Here is a 16329-nt window from a genome sequence, read left to right as displayed (position 1 = left end):
CCTCATGCAATCTCCTCCCGGGGTTTCCTGGCCAGGGTCTGCCGGCAGACGTAAAGCCCGGTGACGGTGAAAAAGAATCCGATGCTCAGCGAGATGAGCAGGAGCACCGGAAAGTCCTGCAGACAAGTTGTCAATTCGGGGCGGTCCATAACGCTGACCACCCGGTGGGCGAGCACCCCGTAGAATGCTGCGGACACAAGCAGCGTCACGCTGAATAACAGCCACACGCGCTCGGTACGCGATAACGCATACGTGTTTGTCGTCATTTTGTAGTCCGTTTGTATTACTGAGGGGTGACCTGCGCGCTTGCCGGCATTGGCGGCAGCATCTTCGGATCGACGTTATCCATGTCTGCCTGAATCAGGCTGGCCATCCGGCTCTCAAGTGCGGGGATGTCCATTACGCCCTGGGTGAGTGGATAGGCTTTCAGGGTATTGACGTTGACCATAAAGGCCGTCGGTGTCGCAATCGGCAAACCGTTTCCGAAGAAGGTGACAATCTCGTCTGCGATGGGAGAGTTAGGGTCAATCTTACGTGGGATCATCGGGGTCGGGTAAGATACGTCCCCGCCCCCGTCAAGGGTGTACGGGTACACCCTGATGGCATGCTCATCAGCCCAGCCCTTCAGCAGCGGGTCAAACTTTGCGCTGTACTGGCAGTGCGCCTGCATAAAGAGCACCACGGCATAATCTTTCATGTTAGCCCGACGTCCGTCCGGCAGCGCCATCAGGCTGGCTGGCGCGGGTACCGGAATGGTGGAGGCGGTGATGGCTGCAGCATCAGCGGTTGAAGCCGTTTTTGTTGATTCAAGCGCTATTAATTCCTCACGCGCACCGGCGTTCGCCAGCAGGGGCAGGGATAACAGGAGCGCAGTGAATACGGATTTAACGTTCATGATCGGCTTCCTTATGCGTCTGCCCTCTTTCGTAACGGAACCAGCGATACACGGCATACACCACCATGCCAGCCGCACCGGCCCACATACCATTGCACAGCCACAGCAGCCCCTGCTGCGTATGCTCCACGGACCAGGCCATCAGCTCGCTCAGTACGCGCGCCATCGTGCCCCAGAAAATCAGTCCTGCGAGAATAGCGGGTTTCATTCGTGTGTCTCCTTGTTCTGCCGTGCCAAAACCGAATGCGTGTCTGGTGAAATTTTCTTTCGGGCGGCCAGGTTCAGGCCCCGGAATACAAACCACACTCCAAAGCCAAATATCACCGCCATCAGCCAAAAGTTGCGTAGCGTTGCATCAACCGAACGCGCCCAGGAATCGCTGTCCACCCAACCGCGCTGACATAACACTTCAGGCGGTGCTTTCTCTAAAGCGGGGGGCACGGGCTTTAATGACTCTCCGGGTTGAGGTGGCGAGAAGCTTCCTGCCATCACATTTTCATTAACACAAGCCATCACCTTGCCGGCAGGTACGCCATCAGTCAGGTCATGAAAAGTCGTCAGGAATTGCCGGGAAAGTGAGCCGTCTGACGCCGCCAGCATTACAAACACATACAGCATCAGTGCCGGGCCGAGGACAAAGGAATACAGGGCCGCCCGCCCTGCATCGCGAATGAGGGTAAACAGTGTTTTTGTCATAAAAGGCTCTCATGAATTGGGTTTAAAGCCGGTGGCCACGTTCAGGAATCGCTTCGACAGGTCATCCTGCGTCATGAAGCCATAGGACAGCGCGCGGTAATTCTTGCTTCGTGGGTCAACAAGGTAGAGCGCCGGGAAATGCGTAATATTCATCGACCGGGACTGCCCCGTATCCGGACGGCTCTGCGGCAGGGAGGCAGCCACCTGACCGTCAACCGATACCGGGATAAGCGAAATACCGTTGGCTTTCGCAAAGTCCGCCACCACGCCCGCCATCTGCACGTCAATCGGGTCACTGCCCCGGTAGAAGTAGAACAGACCGTACTGCTGCGCCAGCTGCTCCACGGCGCTCTGCCGCGTCTGCTGGTCACGAGTCTGCATAAACGGCGCCATGCTGTTGTAGTGCGGATACTCCAGGTTGTAGTCGAGGTCCGGATGGCTCAGCTGCGCCGCCGCAAAGGACTGGCTGAACATCGATGCCCGATCGGTCCAGAACTTCTGCCAGCGCAGGAACGTCGCCGTGTTTTCCCGCGAGGGAAACAGGATGGCGCGGTTAAGCGCCTCTTGCGTGTACCCTTTCAGCACCCGGGCCTGTTCCATAGGGGACATTTTGCTGAGATCCGGAATGGCCTGCGGTGCAGGCTGTTGTGGCTTTCTGGACTGCTCCGGCGGCTTTTTCGGCTCGTTGTACCAGGACCAGCCGGTGAACGGCTCTGCCGGCGTCACAATCTCTTCGGCCATCACCGTATGGCTCGTAAGCGCCATAAGCAGGCCACAGAGGACACGCTTCATTTACCACCTCCCTGCTGATTGACCTGCGCGGCAATACGCTCCTTAATCTGCTGGACCTGCGTGCTGGTATCGGGGATTTTCTGGTTCTTCATCAAATCCTCGTAGAAGTCAGAGAAGTTGATTTTGTCGAAGTCGATGCTCTGCAGCTCCGGGACGGTGATCCCCCGGCAGTTCGGGCTGTCGCCGCTGCCGAACTTAACGCCCAGCTGGTCGCGACGCCCCTGCTCCTGAATGATGCGGGCAAGCTTGCCGTCAAAGACACAGTAGACCTGACTTTTCTGGATGCAGGCACCCAGCACCTTGCGATCGCACCGCTCGCCGACGCTGACGGTGATTTTCTTCGCCTTCGCCTTCCCTATAGCCTTTTCTTCATCATCACATGCGGCCAGTCCGGCACTTTGTCCCCAGCCAGAGTCTTTGCAGCAGTTAGAGAAACCGGCAAAGGCTTTACGGCAGCGCATGGCTTTCCCCGTGAAGGCTTTAACTTCAATGGTACTGCTTGCGTCTTTTGCGTCTTCAGCCGCCGAGGCAAGTCCTGCCAGTTTGGCCACGGCCGTATCAAAACCGCTGCTTCCGGCACCATTGGTGTCGTCACACTCGCCTGACTTACAGATGTAGTCGCCGCCGCAGACCAGGCCGCCCGACTGATGCGTGGTCTGACACTGGTAGGTGTAGCTCATATGGGTACACTGCCCGTCGGTCGATTCAGTGCAGGTGTTGCCTGCCGCCGTACAGGAGGGGTTTGTCATCAGCGTTCCGCAGGTTCCCGTGGAGTCTGACGGTACGACATAGTTATCGGTGTACTCCCAGCAGTCGCTGTAAACGTCATAGCTCTGGCCATTGTTAACAATGGTTTTATTTCCGCCCGGAGAGGTGCAGGTTGACGTGGTTTTTTGCGCCTTCGACATATCCAGGCCACAGGATGAGGACCAGTTCACTTCCGGGACAAAGGTAGTATCAACCGCATTCATAACGAGCACGAGCGTGAAGCCTGACGCACCGGACTGAAAGTCAGCTATCTGCTCCCGGATATGTTTTCTACAGACATCCTGCTTTCCGCTAACACATCCGGTGCTTTGATAGGAACCGGCAGGTAACGAGCCCCCCTGCGACAACGGTGTACCCGGAGCGCCCGGCATTTCCCAGTTAAAGGCTTTTCCGACAATCGTCTGACTGACGCCCCACCAGGAGATTTTCCCGGCATTGACATCGCGATCCGCCCAGTAAAAATGCGCGCTGATCACCGGTCCTGATGCCGGCGCTTTAAAACTAAAACTTAAGGAAGTACCGTTATTCGTAAAAACAACATCGCCATTGGCCGCCGTCAGTGTGAAAGTTTTCTGCACTGTCGTGGTGGAAGTATGTCCGCCAGGTGTTGCCGTTCTTGAACAGGCTTCCACTGAGGCCACATCCTTATCGCAGGTATAATTTTCAAAGGTGGTTTTCGATACCGTCACCTCCTTACACTGGTTCGCGGTCCCGTTTAGAACACCGTCAGCGCCAGCTTCCGCATTTTTACCGATAGTGATGAAAGGTGCGTTCGGGTCGATGGCGGGCGTCGGGTTCGTTTTTCCGGAATTGATAATCGACTGCGCTGCGTCATTGCCCTGCAGAGCGGCCTGCCCTTTGTTGGCGAGCCCACCGTCACCGCCATCCACGCCGCCGTAATACCCTTTCTCCGGTGGGTTAGCGGTATAGCCTGGTATTGCCCCCGTGACGGTATCCGGATTTTTCAGGGCTCCCGTCCCGGCGGAAGCATTGCCTTTGCCAAAGCTCGCTCCCGCCTCAAAGGCAGGATCAGCTGCACCAGCCAGAAGCGGAAAAAGCATCAGCACCGTTGAAAGCAGTTTTTTCATTTTCCGGCCTCCAGAAGATGGCGTGCCGTTGCCGCACAATCACCACTTTCAGCTACTTTTTCGAGAGCCTGCTGCAGGGGCAGACTTCCCCTGATTACGTCATAGTGGCCAGGGCAGGTCACCACCAGGGCGGGCACCGTGGTGATGTTGTACTGAGTGAACAACGTTGGATCGATTTGCACGCCGGCGTCCTTGTCCTCCTTACTCAGCTCAAACATTGCCGCCGCGGTCTGTCGCATGTCGTTATTAACCAGGCCTCGCAGCGTTGGCGGAATGTTGTAACGGCGGGCATCCTTCAGCATGGGCAGCAGACCTTCACGTGGAATACCGAGGCTCACAAAGTAAATAGCCGGGAACGTGTCTTTTTCCCCCATCGTGTTGGTCTGGGCTGCGATATCGCCCTGCAGGCGGTTAATCAGGTCCAGTTGCTGCTGCGGTAAGACGGGTGCGGCCGCCGGATGCCCCTGCAGGTCTTCCTTCATCGCTGTCAGCGCATCCTGCTGACCTTTGATCCAGCTATGGTCGGAGACGGAGATATCGGTCTGGGCGCTCGCCAGGGCCAGCGGCGCGAAAGCAATCATGACGCTGATCGTCAGCGCCCGGAGATAAGCGTTTTTCATTGTCATGTCCTTAAAGGAATACGCAGTTACGTTTGCGCCAGAAGAGGTAGCCGAAGTTCTTTTTGGAGGATGGAGAGTTATGCGTTGTGCCCCAGAGCTGCGTGCTGGCCCCGAAGGGATGGCAGTTGCCCGGTTCGGGGTACATGTTCACCATCTGGTATCGCCATCGCTCTTTCGGGATGATCGGGGATGGATACTGGTTACATACGGCGACGTCCGCGCCCACAGAGTTCCATACCAGCCCCTCACGATGCATCTTGAAGGCCATTCGCTCTCCGACCAGCAGAGAGGCCTCGAGCGGAGAAAACTCACCGCTGGTAAAGCCTGTTAGCGGGTAGATAGAACCCTGACTACCTGCGCACCAGAACAGCGGCGACAGAGGAAGGCCAGCTGATGATGCAGCTGCGTCAGCAGTACAGGCCCCCTGAGCGATCAGGTTGCCGAACAGCGCTGCCTCGGGGTTAATCAGCATCGAGAGGGTGCTGTCATTCCAGAGAGGATCAACTTCGGAGAGATAGGCAATATCCATGTCGCCGGTCTGCAGACACCCCAGACTGGTGATGATGTTCAGCCAGAAAATCAGCGGGTATTTGTACCAGTGAACATGGTAGAACGTGCCGGCAGCGGGCCGGTCACTCTGCCCTGCGGTTCCCGTTCCCGTTCTCCCGAGATCGATTTTAAAGCCGCCCATGTTGACCATGACGCCAGGCTCACGGGTTACGTCCACCATCGCCATTGGCTCCCAAAACCCGATGGCCAGACCGATACGATAAAACACACCATATGGACAAATCTGGATCGGCGAAGCCGGGTTGTTGGTATCCTTTTGTGGGCCGGCGGCCAGCTGAATATTGCCGAGCGTCATCGGAAACAGACACTTCCAGCAGACATCGCTTATCGGGTTAACCCAGCGGCCATCACCCGCGTTGCTGGCTGCGGCCGTTGCCTGAGCTGGCATCCAGGACAGCAGGACCAGCATCACGCCGGCAAGCCATGAGAAACGCTTCATTTCACCTCCCGCAGCCACACACAGACCGGGCCGTCCTCAGTGTCATGAATGGAGCCAATGAACCAGCCATCGCCCTCTGGCGCGGAAGGGAGCCAGTCAATGATGTTTTGTTTCCCTTTTTCCCAGTCGGCGATCACCTGGGGAGGCGCGTCGTTTTCCATCCAGCGGGTGGCGCAGGTCAGATTGTGCTGGCGCATCCAGTCGCCAAATTCAGTCTGTGTGGCCTTATCACTGGCGGGTGCAAAATAATGAGGGTGCGTCCAGAAGCCGTTGCGGTCACGGGTAACCGTCACCGGCCTGACAGGTTCAGGGTGAGTCATGGGGTATCTCCGGGAGTGCCGCAGCCACCGGACGGCGGAAGGGCTTAAAAAGGATCAGTGGTTATTGGCTTTACCGGCCGCTTTCATGATGATGGCCAGACGTTCTTCCTGGCTCATTTCGTACAGGGCAAGAATGGCGCCGCGCAGAACATGCGAGGGTTTGTACAGTGGATTATCGTTGAGGATTTCATCCATCTGTCGGGCCGAACCCTCATCGTGACGTACTGAGGTGACATTCCGGCCCTTTTCAGTAACAGGGTCTTTTTTCATGGCGTTACCTGGTCGGGGTTAATCGGAAACCGGGATGACATTCAGGCTGAGGCGGAGCGCAACGCAGTGAGCACCGAACATCCTGAAGGGCAGCGCGGTTGTATCAGGGCGTGTTTTTTGCAGGCGTCACGGCGAAAGCGTAGCCGCTGTCATCTTCGTAGCTTGCTCCGCTGGATTCCCCCTGTTCTATCCTGCGACCAGCTTCATCAATATAGAAGGCAAGTGCAGCCGGGGTATAAAACCTTCCTGCCTGCGCCCGGACAATGAAATGCCGGTATTCTGACCTCCCCGCCGGCGGGAATTGTCCTTCAGCGATATCGTCAGGAACATCATTTCCAGACGGAGAATTAAACCAGCCTGGCGCCACCTTAACCTGCCGCTGATCAGCTCCATATAACAGTTCAGTGCTAATTACACCACCTGCAATACGTTCCGGTGTTTCAGGAAATGAAGGCTGTTTTTTCACTTTTTCAGCCACATCGTTGATGATTCTCACCACATCCCGCGTCAGGACAGACTGTTTTGCACTGACAGTTATGGTGACCTGTTTTAAAGGAAAGTTCGTCGGGACGAATTCCGGTTCCGGTTTTGTGATGTACCACCCTTCCCGCTCACTACCCCGGATAAGCAAATTCAGCCACGAGCCGGCGTATCCATCGTTCACTGCCGCATCTTCGCTATCCTGCATCGCCTGCTCAGTGACTCTCGGCGCCGTATAACACTGGCGCGCCCGGAAAATACGTCGGCTGATTTTTTGCCGGTCTGCCTCTGGCATCGTCACGCGCAATGATTCCTCACGCGTCAGTTCGTAGCCCGCGTCAGTCAATGCCTTTTCCAGTTCGGCCAGCATCACCTGGTAGTATTCCCGGTTAGCAAAGGCGTGAACCGCGTCAGCATGTCGGGCACCGCCAAATTGCGCCAGAGGGACGGGTATTCCCGGTCTGCTCTCCCACGCCCGTCGTTCACGTCTTGCACATGCTACGTACTGAACAACAATCCAGCCAGCGAGTAGTGCAACGACGACCAGAATACCGGTCATGCCCTCGGTATCGCGCAAACAGGTGAGCACTCCCTGCAACCCCTGAGTGGCGGTGAAGCAGCTGATTAACGCCATGCGTTCATCTCCTCCATTCTGTTGCGGATAAGCCTGACGAGGTACAGGGGAAACGCCTCATCACGTTCGTCTGGCGCTATCGGCTGACGCTGGTTATTCGCGCACCACTGATGCCAGGCACCGGCGATCAGCGCCGGTTGCCATGAAGCGATCTCAGGGTACAGCTGACAGAGTTGATTCACGGTTTCGTCGCCGCCTTTGGTATCAGCATTGTGGCCTGTCATGTGCTGAGACGCAGGTGACACAGAGTTATTGTGTATCAGTGACATTCGGCGTTCTCCTGCCCTTCGCCTGCAAACAACCTGTCGAGACGCTCGGAAAGTGACAGCGTCGGGCCTTTTTTACGTTTCGCGCTGTCCTCGGCCCGCATGTTCTCCAGTAAGAGGTGAATGATGTAGTCCGGGAAACGTTCATCACGCCTGGACGGCTCCCGGCTGTCCTGCTGGTTCTGTTCACACCAGTGGAGCCAGGCTTTGGTCACCAGTACCGGATGCCAGGAGTCAATTTCGGGGTACAGCGTCTTCAGTCGTTCTGCTGTTCCCATGCGCGGCGTTATCTCAGCGGGTTTGCGCGGTTTTCTGCCGTAACGTCGATGGGATGTGACCGCCTGACGCATTTCGGGAAACAGGTCACCTAACGTTGTTGCACTCATTTTTTCGCTCCTGATACCGGAATCTCTTCCACTTTCATCACGCGGCCGTCGCGCGAGATCCGCGCGGGGACGTGTTCAAAACCGAATTTACGGGTCAGTACGCCAGACTGGTCGAAGTAGATACGTTCATTCAGCGCATCACTGGTTTCTTTGATGTTGCCGTTCACCAGGATGACCTTCACGCTGGTCTGGCCGGCGAGCTGCTGTCGTGCCCAGTTCACCTGCTCCTTATCATCGCCGTCGATAAAAAAGAGCACCTGGCTGAAGGGCACCTTATCCAGAGGATTGACCGTGTCACCCTTGCGGGCGATCACGTTGCCCTGCATGTCTGTGATCGTCTCCTTCACGGTAAATGTCGGGTCCCAGGCAAAGCTGCGGTATTCCTTCGCTTTCGTGAGCCCTTCCACCGGCGTGGGACGTACCGCATGCTCCTTCACTCTTTCCGTTGCCTCTTTGCGAAGGCGGTCCAGCTCGCCCGTCTGCTCCATTCCCTTCAGGCGATTCTGGATAAACGCCAGCATGTCCTGCTCTGCAGGTTCGAAGACGTTGCCCCAGGTACCAAGATCTTTCGCCCCGCTGCCGGCGGAGAGTATCAGTAGCATCATGGCCGTCAGCTGCAGTCTTTTTTTCACTGGCCCCCCTGGGTGCGTCGTGCGATATCAACACGGATTTCATTCGTGATATCGCGCTGCGGGCTTATCACCGCCGGTTTCACCAGGATGATGGCGTTATGTGAAGCCTGCCATTCCGTGAGGCTGTCCGTTAGCGCCGCGTTGAACTGCACTGTCATCGCTTTTGCCCGACTTTCATCGAGCGGCAGCTGCGCGGACTGCTGCTTAAAGAGGTCCACCGTACCCTTCATGTCGAAGACCACCACCTCCGGGGTGACGGCTTTCGCCGTCACATATGCCACGCCTGTCATAACCAGAAGTCCCGCCAGCCTCAGCATGCTGGCTTTAACCCAGCGGGATGTTTTGCTGGCGATTGTTACACCGTCGCGGACGGTGTCGCCGTCATACGGCTTGTCCTGTTGCTCACTCATGCTGCTTTCACCCACTCTTCAAGTTCACGAAGTTCACTGCCGTATTTTTTCTCCGCCAGCATATACGCCGCTTCTTCCGCAGTTGCCCCCGCTTCTTTCTGCGCTTTCTGCATGAAAGCAAAGTCCTCGCCGCGCGAGCTGAACATGGCACGCGTCACGGGATCGACGAACAGGCGATGGAAGGAGCTGTATTCACCGGCATTTATCAGCAGGGAGCTGTAGCCGGTCTGCAGGGCTGGCTGGAAGCCACGGATAACTTCTTTTTCCATGTCCGAGAACTGATCCGGGTTATCGGCAAGGTACTGTTTAAACGCCTTCGCATCCTGCAAGAGGGTGATTTTGGTGGAGCTGTTGTTCCAGGCGGCTTCCGCTTCCTTACTGGCGCTGAAGTCCTTAATGCCCTGGGTGATGGTGATAAACGCGCCACGGTGACGACGCACGGTGCGGTAGCCGGTTTCGATAAACCGTGCCGCGTGCGGGTTGGAGCCACCCAGCAGACGCCAGGCTTCGTCGATGATGCACACTTTTTTGAGGTCGCGCGGGCTGTGGTACATTTTTTCCTGTATCGCCAGAATGAGCGAGAACAGGATGGACGAGAGCAACTTCGGCTTGTCTTCCAGGCTCAGCAGCTCCAGCACCGCGAAGCGGGTTTCACCATCGAGCGTCGGGGTGTCGGCGTTGAAGTATTCTCCGTCAGGTCCCCAGGTGCAGTACGTATCGAGCAGCATGGCCAGCTCAGCGAGACGCGCGATGATGGTCGGCTTGTCAGCGAACGCCTGGTTCACATCCTCATTGGTCAGGTAATTATGAACGTCGTCGATACGGGCTTTGTTTGCCTTCTTCTCCCACGCATCCATTACCGCTTTCTGCAGGATCGCTTCACAGACGCCATCCAGCGGCTCAGTCGGACTGGCGAGTACCGTCAGCAGGCGCACAATCCCTTCCGCAGAATGGTTAATGTCCTTAACGTTGGCGAACGGGTTAAAGCGCAGTTTAGAACCATCGAGATAAACCCCGCCGGCCTGGTGACAGTAGTTCTTGTAGCTGTCCCCCATATCGATAACCCAGCCGTAACCACCGGCGTTTAGAACATCGCGCAGCACCCCCTGTATCAGAAACGATTTCCCTGCCCCTGAAGTGCCGGTGACCGCGATGTTAAAGTTGGTACTGCCGTTCTCCTCGCCAAACATGTTGTAAAACGCGACCTGATTGCGGTAGGTCGGGAGCGGCATTCCAACGTTGGACAGCTGGCGTTCTGCCACGACCGGCATCAGGCTCACAGCGTTCCATGACTTGGCTCGCAGCGTTGCTCCCGTAATCTTAAGGTCTTCCCACATACCTTCCTGCATGACGAACGGGAAGCTGGCCAGCCAGTTACGCATCTGCTGATACTGTATCGTCACCATTTCCAGCTCGTTCTTACGGAACACGTTGACGGCGGCCAGTTCACACTTCTGCGCCTCGGTATTGTTGTCCGGCGCGAACAGGGTCAGGTTGAAGTAGGTATTGCAGAGCGCGATTTCATTGCTGTGCAGCTGTTCACGGGTACGGCGCCATTCTTCTGCCGCTTTTTTGGTACCGGGAAAGAGTGCTGCATAGGCTGAGTTGGCCTTTTTCGACAGGTCCTGGTCTTTACGGAAAGACTCGCTCTGGCTTTTGGTCTGTTCCTCCAGTTCCGTCGTCCATGTCAGCATAAAGGGACAGGGTATCCCGAGGTCGGGAAAACGCAGGTTCTGGAGATTGTCAGCCCCCTGCCAGAGAGCGAAACGTTTAGGCGTTTTGGCAAGCTGCATGTTGATGATGCGGCATGCCGATGCCGGCAGGCGTGTCCCGCGCGCGTCTATGGTCTCCGGCAGTTCCATCCGGATATGCGATGGATGAACCTTCAGGTCAATCCCCGGGTCAACCACCTGACGGTTGAGCTTTTCATCCTCGTTGTAATCCCCGGAGGACGTCAGCACCTGCTCCTGACGGTAGTTCATCTGCTCGCGTACCGCAGACAGGAAAGCGTGCACATCGGTATTCATGCTGTCGATGCGCGCAGCCCCCAGGGAGACGCGGATGGTGTTGCGCGTCTGAATCAGGTCATCCATCACCCGCTGCATCTGGGAAGCGCGCTTAATGGGCTGACCATAAACAATAAAGATTCGGTAGTTACGCAGGTAGAGTGGGTATTCACGTTCGTTGGCCAGGCCGTGCAGCGCTGAGCGCTGCCAGAACGCGCGGGTAATTTTATTGAGGTGATCGGCCATCCCCCCTTTCCACATGTCGTTACTCACGCCGCGATCGATACGTTCCCCGACACACTTGCTGGCCAGCATAATGACGGTCACAGGAGTCTGGCGGGGCAGCTTTTTACGCAGCATGTCATCGAGAGCGGCCATCACCTGTTCGTTCGCGCCGGGAAGCGGGGCGGCCTCCATAATGAAGCCCGCAGAGCCGGCGTTGACGAAAATTTCATTCTTATCGTCGTAATACCGGTACGGCAGCGCAGCGACCAGGGACGGATAGTCCCAGGTCTGGGAAAGGTTGTTGCGGGCCGTTGCTGCACCGTCTTCCTCTTTCCCGTTTTTCAGCATATCCATCAGGCTGTCGACAAAACTCATTTTCGGCCCTCCGCAGCGGCCCGGATTAACTCCAGGCGACGCAGCTTCTCTTCGTTCATCTGCCCGGTGTGCGGTGCATCACCGGCGGTCTTAATCTGCCACTCACAGCTCACGCTCAGAACGGCCAGCGTTTCATCGTCGGTATCGACTGACTGTGTGGCGGTGATTTGCGTCGTTCCTTTCCGTGAATGGGCTAACGATTTCGCCAGATGATCGACGCCGTTCCTGCCGGAAATGTAGTGGCTGCTCATTCCCCTCCCTCCCCGATGACGCGGTAGCTCTCATCCCAGTGGGATTTGTTTTTCACGAACTCGACCACAGCCGGCTGATGAAAGTTGTCGTCCGTGTCCACCCAGGGTGCAATCCACAGGCGCTGTGTGGCGTCAGGAATACGCTGAACCGGAACGCGGCCCGCAGTGTTAACCGGCACGGGGGTCGCATGACTGGACGTGGTCAGCGGCGTGACCAGCGAGCCAGACGATTTCGCCGGTGCAGTGGTCAGAGGGCGCGGTGCAGTAGGCTTAGCGGCGGTGGTTCCGGTTGCTGCGGCGGAGACAGGACGGAAGGGATTCACGACCGGTGCTGAATTGCGCAGTGCCGGCAGGGTTTCACCCGCAGGCTTTTTTGCGGTTTTCTCGGCCGTCAGGTCATCCAGATTTTTACCCTGAGCGGCCAGCTTGTTTGCCTCGGCGGTCGTCAGGCACAGGTCGGTCGCGGTCTTGTTGCAGTCGAAATCAGAATTGAGACCGGCGCAGCCGGTCATTGCGCTGCACAGCAGTGCAGCGCCCAGTAGTTTTTTCATGGGGTAACTCCGGTTTTAATTTAAGGGGGGTATTCAGGGAGGGGTAATACTCAATTTCGATTATTTGCAGTTGCACTGAATCACAGTGAAAACCAACTGCACAGCAAGGCTGCCAAACACGCCGGCATAAAATAAATCCAGCGTCAGAAAGTTCAGGTTCATCTGGATAAAGCCATAAATACTCGCCACTATCAGCATTCCGCCCCACGGAACGACTGAACCATACATAAGAAACCCACCATCGAGTTTGTTAAAGGCTGAGTCGCTAAAGCATACGAGGAACACGCTTAAGAGCAGACACACTCGCCAGGAGACCCAGCCCATATCACCCACGCCTTTAAGATTGAGCACTGCCCACACTGTCAGTTCGATAGTGAATACCAGTGCTGGAATCAGGATATAGCGATAGTTGTGCAGGATTTTGAGTAATGGATAGCGCGCCATGTTGGCAGACATAAACACTCCAGTGAAATGAATTACAGGGTTGTGATGATGAACGAATTAGAGGCTGTCAGAGGTTACTTCACCGAAAGGAAAGGGACGGAACCTCCGGGGATCATTGATGCCGGAAGCTTTCCATCCCAGCGTTCAGCCGTCGTCAGACTGACCAGGCCGGGGTTATCCCGAAGTGCATCACCGCGCTGGCGGATGGATTCAGCTTCTGCGGCTCCACGAAGGCGTATTGATTCAGCGTCTGCCTTTGCTGCCGCCAGTTTACTGTCAGCCTGGGCCTGAGCCTGAGTGACCGCTATCTGAGCCTGAATTTTCTCTGTCTGGAGGTTCTGCGTCCGTGTGGCAATGGCCACCTCTGCTTTCATTCTGTCTTCAATGGATTTCTCATATGCCGGCGAGAAGTCGATGTTTTCAATCTGTACGGTATCAATCACCACCGGTCCATCAACACTTTTCCGCAGCGCGGCCTGCATATCCTGTACCAGCTTCGCTCTGTCCTGAACCGCGCTTATTGCGGTATATCGTCCAAAAACGTTTTCCAGCTGTGTAGGTATCTGCCGGGCAATCAGCCGCGTTTTCATGTTATCAACCGTCTGATAGCCACTGTAGACGCGTTCCACTTCGGTCGGCAGAACATGGAAGTTCACGGATACGGTCATTTTTGCGGGTTGCTGATCGAAGCTGTAGGCGCTCATACCTTCATAAAGCATGGCCTCATTCCTAACGGTTATTTTCTCCACGCTTTCGATGATCGGCCATTTCAGTCCCAGGCCGGGCTGAGCGACTTTAACAATACGTCCGTTTCGCAGCAGCACTCCCCTTTCACCTTCGTTAATACTGTAAAATGAGAGCCAGGCAATAAGCAGGCTGGCGATGACGATAGCTCCCCCCATGATGAGGAAAAGACCGCGGGGGTTAAGACCTGTTTCTGAATCGGTTGTGTATCTCATATAGCCACCATTGATTTTGATTCCAGTTTTGATGCAGGAGACGGGGTAATTAGGGGTATTGCCGAATTACGCTTCACTCCTCTCCTGTTTTCACGCTGCGGTCAGTAGTTTTATGGAGGAATTTCAAGCCTGGTTTCTTTTCTGGCCAGACACCCATCGCTTCCAGCTGATACCATCTGCTGACGATGCTGGCCGTCAGCCCCTCCGTTTCAGCCTGGTGCTTAAGGTGTTCCCAGGCGGGAAGATACAGGGGTTCATACTCAGAAAGCATCCTGTCGAATACCTCCGCCCAGCTTTCGTTGTAGCGGGGGACAATTCGCCTGCATATCCATTGAGTCAGAAATAGCCAGACAATCAGGAAACCCAGCGCCCACAGTGAGGGGTAATACGAAAGAACTGGCCCCCCAACACCGAGAAAGATGGCAACCCCCAAAAACATGTACCTGCTTGCTGCCGGAGTGGGCCGACCAGCCTCCCATTCAGCAATATGCATCCGCATGTTCCTGAGCAGACTGTTATTACGTTCTTCATCACGCATTCCGTTTATCCTTTTTGCTGCCGCTTTGGATGTCCGGTCTGTTGCAATGCACAGGCACGATACGACACAAAATACCGCCGATAACTAATGCGACGATGCTCCATATGTCGTCGTGGATTTGCCCATAGACAAAAAGCGATGACACGCCTACCAGGCACAGGAACTGAAGTGTTCCGTATAACTTGTCGCCCAGCTTCCTGTTCTGCCTTACTGTACTGGTTGTATCGCGATTTACCCCCTCCTTTGCTTTGCCGTCGGGTCCGCCTCCCTGTGTTGTTGTTTTACGTACAAACATCTGCATTTCCTCATCAGTTGATGGTGTCGCCGAGGCGCAGCTGGCTGGCCTGGCGGAGAACGTCATCAGGGTTGATGTTACCAACCGAGGTGGTGCTGGATGCTGTGGTCTGACTCGCAGGCTGCGGCGTTACAGCGTTCTGCGCGGCGTTGCCGGCTTTCTGCAGTTCCTCTTTCGCTTTCGCGTCCTCGGCATCCTCGATGGTTTCAAGGCGGAAGCCCTTCTGGAACACGACGGTGACCTGGTTGCCGGCACCGATATCAATCACCGGGTGGTACTGCTCGGCGCGCTTAATCCAGTACTGGCTCAGCGTGTCGGCAGCCTTACTGGCTCCGCCGCCTATGCCCTGTTTAAACACGTCACCTGCACCGACATCCGCTGTGGCGCCGAGGCCTACGGATGGCGTGGCAGCAGATTTGATACCTTCGCCAAAGCCTGACAGGAGGCCTGCTGCACCGGCGTAGCCGACAATCATGCCGTTTCGCATAACGGGCTTGCCGCGAATGCCGCCTTTACCCTGGAAGCTGACATGTCCCTGAAACTCCATGTCAACGTGCTTGCCGTTTTTCAGGATGCAGCTGATGGACTGGGTGCGGACGTTTCCGCGCTCGCTGGAGATATCGCCCCACATCTCACCCACAATAAAGCAGCCGTCAGCGTTGAACTCCTTGTTGTTGGGCATCTGAATGTTGCCCTGCAGGCGAATGGTAACAGGGCTGGTATTCTGCTGGCCGGTGACGCTGGCGTTCGCGGCGGCGCCTTCAATCAGAACAGCATCAGAGAATGAGCCGGATGGAATCCAGGGGAGTTTGGTTGGCCTTTTCTTCAGGCTGTCGTAGCTGAACTTTGTTGTCGAGAGACCGCCTGTCATGCGCTGGCCAGAGCCGCCCGGATAGAACGCTGCGCCCTGCCCCATATTCACACCAGTGGCGGCCGGTGCACCTGCGGGGGTCACATTGTATTCGGGTGGTCGGGCCTGGCCGGCAGCAACGGGACCTGGGAGTGGTGTTCCGTTCGTACCTGCAGGTGGTGTCTGCTGGCCAGTGGTCTGGTTGCTGCCGGGGGCTTTCGTAAGCTGGTCATTCAGGCGCTGAATTTCAGCGTCCTTCTCGGCGAGCTTCTGGTCGGTTGTGAGCTTGTTCTGCGCAAACTGCTGGGCAAGCGTGGCAAAGTTTTGCTCAAGAGCAGAGGTCTTTGCCTGCTGCTGTGTCAGTGCGGCATCGTTGACCTGTTCGTTAAACGCCGCTGTCACAACGCCGGTCAGGTTTGGTGTTGCAACCGGTGCGGGTTGCTTTTGTTTTTGCTGGTATTGCCCGTACCACATTACGCCGCCTGCTGCAGCTGCGCCGCCAATGATGACGGCGGCCAGGATGGCCAGCTGCTTGCGGCGGGTTTTCAGGTTTTCATTCAGGCTTATGG

Annotated in this window: 23 protein-coding genes; all 23 read right to left on the bottom strand. The window is 56.2% G+C overall.

What is annotated here, in order from left to right; genetic code table 11:
• Window positions 1–2 precede the first annotated feature (2 nt).
• Window positions 3–266, bottom strand: coding sequence for a hypothetical protein (locus tag ACWHWP_RS24585; RefSeq protein WP_032641305.1), 264 nt, complete (start codon window positions 264–266; stop codon window positions 3–5).
• 17 nt (window positions 267–283) lie between these two features.
• Window positions 284–895: a type-F conjugative transfer system pilin assembly thiol-disulfide isomerase TrbB gene (locus tag ACWHWP_RS24580; RefSeq protein ID WP_447856782.1), complete on the bottom strand. Its 612-nt coding sequence runs from the start codon at window positions 893–895 to the stop codon at window positions 284–286.
• Window positions 885–1103: a hypothetical protein gene (locus tag ACWHWP_RS24575; RefSeq protein WP_447727730.1), complete on the bottom strand. Its 219-nt coding sequence runs from the start codon at window positions 1101–1103 to the stop codon at window positions 885–887. The genes ACWHWP_RS24580 and ACWHWP_RS24575 overlap by 11 nt, the downstream gene beginning before the upstream one ends.
• Complete coding sequence (locus ACWHWP_RS24570) at window positions 1100–1591, bottom strand: hypothetical protein (protein ID WP_447727728.1); 492 nt, start codon at window positions 1589–1591, stop codon at window positions 1100–1102. Before ACWHWP_RS24570 ends, ACWHWP_RS24575 begins: the two co-directional genes overlap by 4 nt.
• 9 nt (window positions 1592–1600) lie before the next feature.
• The gene (traF, locus tag ACWHWP_RS24565; protein ID WP_447727726.1) at window positions 1601–2383 is read right to left on the bottom strand and encodes a type-F conjugative transfer system pilin assembly protein TraF; all 783 of its coding nucleotides are present in this window, start codon (window positions 2381–2383) and stop codon (window positions 1601–1603) included.
• Window positions 2380–4239 carry a type-F conjugative transfer system mating-pair stabilization protein TraN gene (traN, locus tag ACWHWP_RS24560; RefSeq protein WP_447727724.1) on the bottom strand — a complete coding sequence of 620 codons (1860 nt, stop codon included), beginning with the start codon at window positions 4237–4239 and terminating at the stop codon, window positions 2380–2382. Before traN ends, traF begins: the two co-directional genes overlap by 4 nt.
• Complete coding sequence (gene trbC / locus ACWHWP_RS24555; RefSeq protein ID WP_325821517.1) at window positions 4236–4859, bottom strand: type-F conjugative transfer system pilin assembly protein TrbC; 624 nt, start codon at window positions 4857–4859, stop codon at window positions 4236–4238. Before trbC ends, traN begins: the two co-directional genes overlap by 4 nt.
• Window positions 4860–4869: 10 nt before the next feature.
• Window positions 4870–5868 carry a conjugal transfer pilus assembly protein TraU gene (gene traU / locus ACWHWP_RS24550; RefSeq protein ID WP_447727721.1) on the bottom strand — a complete coding sequence of 333 codons (999 nt, stop codon included), beginning with the start codon at window positions 5866–5868 and terminating at the stop codon, window positions 4870–4872.
• A complete protein-coding gene (locus ACWHWP_RS24545) occupies window positions 5865–6188 on the bottom strand; it encodes a hypothetical protein (protein ID WP_047650739.1) in 324 nt (107 codons plus the stop codon). Before ACWHWP_RS24545 ends, traU begins: the two co-directional genes overlap by 4 nt.
• Window positions 6189–6242: 54 nt before the next feature.
• The gene (locus ACWHWP_RS24540; protein ID WP_047650740.1) at window positions 6243–6458 is read right to left on the bottom strand and encodes a hypothetical protein; all 216 of its coding nucleotides are present in this window, start codon (window positions 6456–6458) and stop codon (window positions 6243–6245) included.
• A 103-nt stretch (window positions 6459–6561) separates the two neighbouring features.
• Window positions 6562–7572 (bottom strand): hypothetical protein, encoded by a 1011-nt coding sequence (locus ACWHWP_RS24535; protein WP_193807404.1) that lies wholly within the window; start codon window positions 7570–7572, stop codon window positions 6562–6564.
• Complete coding sequence (locus tag ACWHWP_RS24530) at window positions 7563–7841, bottom strand: hypothetical protein (RefSeq protein WP_193807402.1); 279 nt, start codon at window positions 7839–7841, stop codon at window positions 7563–7565. Before ACWHWP_RS24530 ends, ACWHWP_RS24535 begins: the two co-directional genes overlap by 10 nt.
• A complete protein-coding gene (locus ACWHWP_RS24525; protein ID WP_032638128.1) occupies window positions 7832–8224 on the bottom strand; it encodes a hypothetical protein in 393 nt (130 codons plus the stop codon). Before ACWHWP_RS24525 ends, ACWHWP_RS24530 begins: the two co-directional genes overlap by 10 nt.
• On the bottom strand, window positions 8221–8856 hold the full coding sequence (gene traW, locus ACWHWP_RS24520; RefSeq protein ID WP_143346237.1) for a type-F conjugative transfer system protein TraW: 636 nt from the start codon (window positions 8854–8856) through the stop codon (window positions 8221–8223). Before traW ends, ACWHWP_RS24525 begins: the two co-directional genes overlap by 4 nt.
• A complete protein-coding gene (trbI, locus tag ACWHWP_RS24515; protein ID WP_143346236.1) occupies window positions 8853–9266 on the bottom strand; it encodes a type-F conjugative transfer system protein TrbI in 414 nt (137 codons plus the stop codon). The genes traW and trbI overlap by 4 nt, the downstream gene beginning before the upstream one ends.
• On the bottom strand, window positions 9263–11872 hold the full coding sequence (traC, locus tag ACWHWP_RS24510; protein ID WP_447727717.1) for a type IV secretion system protein TraC: 2610 nt from the start codon (window positions 11870–11872) through the stop codon (window positions 9263–9265). The genes trbI and traC overlap by 4 nt, the downstream gene beginning before the upstream one ends.
• Window positions 11869–12123, bottom strand: coding sequence for a hypothetical protein (locus ACWHWP_RS24505; RefSeq protein ID WP_447727715.1), 255 nt, complete (start codon window positions 12121–12123; stop codon window positions 11869–11871). Before ACWHWP_RS24505 ends, traC begins: the two co-directional genes overlap by 4 nt.
• Window positions 12120–12674: a type IV conjugative transfer system lipoprotein TraV gene (gene traV, locus ACWHWP_RS24500; protein ID WP_447727713.1), complete on the bottom strand. Its 555-nt coding sequence runs from the start codon at window positions 12672–12674 to the stop codon at window positions 12120–12122. The genes ACWHWP_RS24505 and traV overlap by 4 nt, the downstream gene beginning before the upstream one ends.
• A 60-nt stretch (window positions 12675–12734) precedes the next feature.
• Window positions 12735–13130, bottom strand: coding sequence for a hypothetical protein (locus ACWHWP_RS24495; protein ID WP_447727711.1), 396 nt, complete (start codon window positions 13128–13130; stop codon window positions 12735–12737).
• A 62-nt stretch (window positions 13131–13192) separates the two neighbouring features.
• Window positions 13193–14077: an SPFH domain-containing protein gene (locus ACWHWP_RS24490; RefSeq protein WP_084832868.1), complete on the bottom strand. Its 885-nt coding sequence runs from the start codon at window positions 14075–14077 to the stop codon at window positions 13193–13195.
• 73 nt (window positions 14078–14150) lie between these two features.
• The gene (locus tag ACWHWP_RS24485; protein ID WP_447727709.1) at window positions 14151–14615 is read right to left on the bottom strand and encodes a hypothetical protein; all 465 of its coding nucleotides are present in this window, start codon (window positions 14613–14615) and stop codon (window positions 14151–14153) included.
• A complete protein-coding gene (locus tag ACWHWP_RS24480) occupies window positions 14608–14910 on the bottom strand; it encodes a hypothetical protein (RefSeq protein ID WP_447727707.1) in 303 nt (100 codons plus the stop codon). Before ACWHWP_RS24480 ends, ACWHWP_RS24485 begins: the two co-directional genes overlap by 8 nt.
• A 13-nt stretch (window positions 14911–14923) precedes the next feature.
• Window positions 14924–16327 (bottom strand): F-type conjugal transfer pilus assembly protein TraB, encoded by a 1404-nt coding sequence (gene traB, locus ACWHWP_RS24475; protein ID WP_447727733.1) that lies wholly within the window; start codon window positions 16325–16327, stop codon window positions 14924–14926.
• Between the last annotated feature and the right edge of the window lie 2 nt (window positions 16328–16329).

Source organism: Enterobacter sp. WI-ESBL-E8, assembly GCF_053364895.1.
The sequence above is the reverse complement of the archived record's forward strand: the minus strand, read 5'-3'. Positions and strand labels throughout refer to the sequence as shown.

Bases quoted from the DNA above. Each gene is read 5' to 3' on its own strand.
- ACWHWP_RS24585 (WP_032641305.1), bottom strand. From the start codon at position 266: ATGACGACAAACACGTATGCGTTATCGCGTACCGAGCGCGTGTGGCTG.
- ACWHWP_RS24580 (WP_447856782.1), bottom strand. From the start codon at position 895: ATGAACGTTAAATCCGTATTCACTGCGCTCCTGTTATCCCTGCCCCTG.
- ACWHWP_RS24575 (WP_447727730.1), bottom strand. From the start codon at position 1,103: ATGAAACCCGCTATTCTCGCAGGACTGATTTTCTGGGGCACGATGGCG.
- ACWHWP_RS24570 (WP_447727728.1), bottom strand. From the start codon at position 1,591: ATGACAAAAACACTGTTTACCCTCATTCGCGATGCAGGGCGGGCGGCC.
- traF (WP_447727726.1), bottom strand. From the start codon at position 2,383: ATGAAGCGTGTCCTCTGTGGCCTGCTTATGGCGCTTACGAGCCATACG.
- traN (WP_447727724.1), bottom strand. From the start codon at position 4,239: ATGAAAAAACTGCTTTCAACGGTGCTGATGCTTTTTCCGCTTCTGGCT.
- trbC (WP_325821517.1), bottom strand. From the start codon at position 4,859: ATGAAAAACGCTTATCTCCGGGCGCTGACGATCAGCGTCATGATTGCT.
- traU (WP_447727721.1), bottom strand. From the start codon at position 5,868: ATGAAGCGTTTCTCATGGCTTGCCGGCGTGATGCTGGTCCTGCTGTCC.
- ACWHWP_RS24545 (WP_047650739.1), bottom strand. From the start codon at position 6,188: ATGACTCACCCTGAACCTGTCAGGCCGGTGACGGTTACCCGTGACCGC.
- ACWHWP_RS24540 (WP_047650740.1), bottom strand. From the start codon at position 6,458: ATGAAAAAAGACCCTGTTACTGAAAAGGGCCGGAATGTCACCTCAGTA.
- ACWHWP_RS24535 (WP_193807404.1), bottom strand. From the start codon at position 7,572: ATGGCGTTAATCAGCTGCTTCACCGCCACTCAGGGGTTGCAGGGAGTG.
- ACWHWP_RS24530 (WP_193807402.1), bottom strand. From the start codon at position 7,841: ATGTCACTGATACACAATAACTCTGTGTCACCTGCGTCTCAGCACATG.
- ACWHWP_RS24525 (WP_032638128.1), bottom strand. From the start codon at position 8,224: ATGAGTGCAACAACGTTAGGTGACCTGTTTCCCGAAATGCGTCAGGCG.
- trbI (WP_143346236.1), bottom strand. From the start codon at position 9,266: ATGAGTGAGCAACAGGACAAGCCGTATGACGGCGACACCGTCCGCGAC.
- traC (WP_447727717.1), bottom strand. From the start codon at position 11,872: ATGAGTTTTGTCGACAGCCTGATGGATATGCTGAAAAACGGGAAAGAG.
- ACWHWP_RS24505 (WP_447727715.1), bottom strand. From the start codon at position 12,123: ATGAGCAGCCACTACATTTCCGGCAGGAACGGCGTCGATCATCTGGCG.
- traV (WP_447727713.1), bottom strand. From the start codon at position 12,674: ATGAAAAAACTACTGGGCGCTGCACTGCTGTGCAGCGCAATGACCGGC.
- ACWHWP_RS24495 (WP_447727711.1), bottom strand. From the start codon at position 13,130: ATGTCTGCCAACATGGCGCGCTATCCATTACTCAAAATCCTGCACAAC.
- ACWHWP_RS24490 (WP_084832868.1), bottom strand. From the start codon at position 14,077: ATGAGATACACAACCGATTCAGAAACAGGTCTTAACCCCCGCGGTCTT.
- ACWHWP_RS24485 (WP_447727709.1), bottom strand. From the start codon at position 14,615: ATGCGTGATGAAGAACGTAATAACAGTCTGCTCAGGAACATGCGGATG.
- ACWHWP_RS24480 (WP_447727707.1), bottom strand. From the start codon at position 14,910: ATGTTTGTACGTAAAACAACAACACAGGGAGGCGGACCCGACGGCAAA.